Genomic DNA, 4341 nt, shown 5'->3' with positions numbered 1-4341 from the left:
GGATTGCGTAGCCGGACGCAGATCCTTCCAGAATATGTGCGCAGTCTCGGCCGAGGCATCGGCGGCAGCGGACACAAACAAAGCGGCAGCGAGCGCCAGGGTTGATTTTAGAGGATTGCTCATCGGCCGCTTCCTTTGAGCCTCAAGTAAAGACGCCGCTGCCAAAGACGTCAACGCTCGAGGCGCATCACATGTCGGCAGCCACTTCACATGTCGGCGAGATCCTGACATGGCGGAACGCGCGCCGTCAGCCTTTCCTGGCGGCGATCCGCGCGAGCGTCTTGGCATTGGTCAGCTCCCTTACGGCGTCCTTGCCGATCCAGCGCGCCGTCTTGTCTGCCGACTGCGCCAGTCGTTCGGCGACAGCCAGGGCGGCACCGTGCATGTTCATCGATCGCTTACCGATCGACCGAAGCGCCCAGTTCACGGCTTTCTTCACGAAATTGCGGCTGTCGTTCGCGTGCGTTTCGATGATCGGCAGGAAGGAGAGGAAGGTCGCCCCTGGCTCCTGCTTCCGGTGGACGACAGACCAGGCCATCATGGCGAAGGCCGTGCGCCGAACGAACTCCCGCTCGTCGGCCGCAAACTCGGCGATCAGTTCTTTCCAGGCGTCCGTATCGACAAAGAGATCCGAGACGCCGTCGACGATGTCCCAGGAGTCGAAACTCGCCGCCCATCGTCTTGCATCTCCAGCAGAAAACCGTTTCGGGTCAGCCGTGACGGAGGCAATGAACTGCGCCTCCATGATGCCGCTGTCCCATAGCTCGAAGGCGCGCTCGTGGTTGCGTTTGATCGTCCGCGCGATCTGCCGCTGCATGCCGTGCGAGATGCCAAGTGCACGGTCGATCTTGATGCCGTAGCGCAACATGCCGAGGCGGTTCTGCTCGGATCCGATGGCGCGAAGATGGGCGACGATTTCCGCGGCACTGGATTGAGGCGAGAGCTCTGCCACGGCAGAGACCTATTTTTCGAGACGGGCGAGCAGCGAGGACGTGTCCCAGCGCTTGCCGCCCATCGCCTGCACATCCTTGTAGAACTGGTCGACGAGTGCGGTGACCGGCAGTCTGGCGCCATTGCGGTCGGCCTCGGCCAGGCAGATGCCGAGATCCTTGCGCATCCAGTCGACGGCGAAGCCGAAATCATATTTGCCGGCGTTCATCGTCTTGTGGCGGTTCTCCATCTGCCAGGAGCCCGCGGCGCCCTTGGAAATCACCTCGATCACCTTCTCGATGTCGAGCCCGGCCTTCTTGCCGAAATGGATGCCTTCGGCCAAGCCCTGGACGAGACCGGCTATGGTGATCTGGTTGATCATTTTGGTGAGCTGGCCGGCACCGGCCGACCCCATCAAGCCGACCATGCGGGCAAAAGCGTCGATGACAGGCTTCGCTTTGTCGAAAGCGTCCTGCTCGCCGCCGACCATCACGGTCAGCACGCCGTTCTCGGCGCCGGCCTGGCCGCCCGAGACCGGCGCATCGAGAAACGAAAACCCGCCGGCTAGCGCCGCCGCCGCCAGCTCGCGAGCGACCTCGGCCGAGGCGGTGGTGTTGTCGATGAAGACCGAACCCTTCTTCATCGATTTGAAGGCGCCTTCCGGACCGGTCGTCACCGAACGCAGATCGTCGTCATTGCCGACACAGGAGAACACAAAATCCTTGCCCTCGGCGGCCTGCGCAGGGGTCGCCGCCAGGCTACCGCCATGCTGGCCAACCCATTGCTCGGCCTTGGCCTTGGTGCGGTTGTAGACGGTGACGTCATGGCCGCCCTTGTTCTTCAAGTGTCCGGCCATCGGATAGCCCATCACGCCAAGACCGAGAAATGCCACAGATGCCATGAGCTTGCCCTTCAGAATGGAAACGGAATTTGCTGCGAAAGCTCTAGGCTCTGCGCTCAATTCGTCAAGACGCGTATAGCCTGATCGACTGGTGCAGCCGAATCGAAAATCGTCAGCGTTTCAGGTGAACGGTGATCCGGCGCTCGATCCATTCGACGCCATGCCGCAATATCTCGACCATCACCAGATAGACGAGGGCGACCCAGATATAGGCCTGGATGTCGAACGAGTTGGCGAAGGCGAGCTTGGCATTGCCCATCAGATCGTAGACCGTGATGATGGCGACGATGGCGGACGCCTTGACCATCAGGATCAGTTCGTTGCCATAGGGCCGCAAGGCGACGATCAAGGCTTGCGGCAGGATGATCTTGCGCAACGTCTGCAGCTTATGCAGGCCAAGCGAGGCCGCCCCTTCCCATTGCCCTCTTGGCACGCTCTCTATGGCGCCGCGCAGAATCTCCGCCTGGTAGGCGGCCGTGTTGAGCGCAAAGGCAAAGACGCCGCAATTGAACGCGTCCTTGAAAAAATCCCAGAGGCCGACCGACTGGAGTTCGACGCGGAACGAGCCCAATCCGTAGTAGACCAGATAGGTCTGGACCAGCAGCGGCGTGCCGCGGAAGAAATAGACGTAGCAATAGGCGAGGCCGGACAGGATCCGGTTGCTGGACATGCGCCCGTAAGCGACGGGCACCGACAGGATCGCGCCGAGTACCATCGATATGGAAACCAGCGCCAGCGTGACCCCAAGCCCGCTCAGATAAGCCGGCGCATATTTGGCAAAGAAATCAGGATTCCAGGCAAGGAAGAGATAGCTGACGATGCCGATTCCGAACAAAATCCATAGGCCCACCAGCGCGTAACCGGCGATACGCCTGCGCGGCCAGCCGCGCGCCCGTGGCGGCGGACGTTCGACCATGGTGGCCGTGGCGCTCATCGCTGCGCCTCCCGCCGGCCAAGCGAGCGCAGGATCGCATTGGTGGCGAAGGACGACAGGACGGCCAGGCCAAGAAAGACCAGCGAGGCGACGCCGAAGAACAGGAAAGCGTGCTTGGTGACGCGGGCCGCAATGCTGGCATTGCGCAGCGTCTCGGCCAGGCCGACGACCGACACCAGCGACGTGTCCTTGAGCAGGCTGAGCCAGCAGTTCTCCAGTCCAGGAAACGCGATGCGCAGCAGTTGCGGCACGATCACCTTGCGCATGGTCAGCCAGTTCGAAAGACCGATGGCATAGCCGCCCTCATACTGGCCTTTGGGAATGGCGCGGAAGGCGGAAAGGAAAACCTCACTGGCATAGGAGGAGAAGATCAGTGCAAGCACGATCATGCCGGCGACAAAGCTGTTGACGTCGATGGTGACGTCAGGCCGGAAATACCTGACGAGATGCTGCAGCAGGATCGGCATGCCAAAAAAGAACAGGAAGAGCGTCACCAGTTCTGGCAGGCCGCGAAAGACGGTGGTGTAGATGTTGGCGGCAAGGCGCAGCGACGGTTCTTCGGACTGCTTGGCGAGTGCAATGAAAAAGCCGATCGTCAATCCGATGGGCAGCGTGGCAAGCGCCAACGCAATGGTGATCAGTGCGCCATAGGCAATATCGTCAAGCCAGCCTTCAGGTCCCCAACTGAGAAGTGTCCATATGCTCTGGGCTGGCATCGACCGGTCTTATCCTCACGGCATTCCCAAGACGAATAGAAAGACGGCGGGGAAATTCCCCGCCGTCTTGACCTGGCTTATCAGGACTCGGCGCCGTAGACGTCGAACTTGAAATACTTGTCGTTGATTTCCTTGTATTTTCCATTGGCGCGAATGGCGGCGATGGCCGAATTGAGCTTGTTGACCAGGTCGGTTTCGCCCTTGCGTACGGCAATGCCGGCACCAGGCCCGAAAATCTCGACCGGCTGCGGCGAAGGTTGGCCGAGGATCTTGCAGCAGGCGCCGTCAGGCGAGTCCAGAAACTGCTGCAGCACGACGATATCGTCCTCGATGGCGTCGAGACGACCATTGGCAAGATCGGCCTGCTCCTCGGGGCTGCTCGGATAGCCCTTCACGGTGCTGTCGGTGTAGGTCTTCGAGGCATAGTTGAAATGCGTGGTGGTGGTGGCGACGCCGATGGTCTTGCCGGCGAGATCTTCCTTGGTCACGCCTTTCAGCGTGCTGTCCTTCGGCACGGCGATCGCCGAGGGCGTGTTGTAGTATTTGTTCGAGAAGTCGACCTTCTCCTTGCGCTCCGGCGTGATCGACATCGAGGCGACGATGGCGTCGAATTTACCGGCCTGGAGGGCTGGAATGATGCCGTCCCAATCCTGGGCGACGAAGGTGCACTTGACCTTCATCTCATCACAAAGCGCCTTGGCGATGTCGATATCGAAGCCCACGAGCTGGCCATCGGCGGTAAGGTTGTTGAAGGGCGGGTAGGCGCCTTCGGTGCCGATCCTCAGGGTCTTTTCCTGGGCCTGGGCGACGCCGAGCGTCAGCAGCGCGGCCGAAGCGGCAAGCGCGATACGCAGTGAAAT

5 protein-coding genes are annotated in these 4341 nt (G+C 61.0%); all 5 read right to left on the bottom strand.

The features are described 5' to 3' along the window. Positions 1-247: 247 nt before the first annotated feature. The gene (locus EN879_RS25800; protein WP_063167988.1) at positions 248-952 is read right to left on the bottom strand and encodes a DNA alkylation repair protein; all 705 of its coding nucleotides are present in this window, start codon (positions 950-952) and stop codon (positions 248-250) included. A gap of 9 nt (positions 953-961) precedes the next feature. After that, complete coding sequence (locus EN879_RS25795) at positions 962-1831, bottom strand: NAD(P)-dependent oxidoreductase (protein WP_024503308.1); 870 nt, start codon at positions 1829-1831, stop codon at positions 962-964. Between the two features lie 112 nt (positions 1832-1943). Beyond that, the gene (locus EN879_RS25790; protein ID WP_024503307.1) at positions 1944-2765 is read right to left on the bottom strand and encodes an ABC transporter permease; all 822 of its coding nucleotides are present in this window, start codon (positions 2763-2765) and stop codon (positions 1944-1946) included. Beyond that, a complete protein-coding gene (locus tag EN879_RS25785) occupies positions 2762-3481 on the bottom strand; it encodes an ABC transporter permease (protein WP_024503306.1) in 720 nt (239 codons plus the stop codon). The genes EN879_RS25790 and EN879_RS25785 overlap by 4 nt, the downstream gene beginning before the upstream one ends. Positions 3482-3561: 80 nt before the next feature. After that, positions 3562-4341: ABC transporter substrate-binding protein (locus EN879_RS25780; RefSeq protein ID WP_245493865.1), on the bottom strand; the 780-nt coding region annotated here is incomplete at its 5' end.

It is taken from the genome of Mesorhizobium sp. M7A.F.Ca.AU.002.02.1.1 (assembly GCF_003998535.1).
Taxonomy (GTDB): domain Bacteria; phylum Pseudomonadota; class Alphaproteobacteria; order Rhizobiales; family Rhizobiaceae; genus Mesorhizobium; species Mesorhizobium ciceri.
This window is presented reverse-complemented; position numbering and strand designations above follow the sequence as displayed.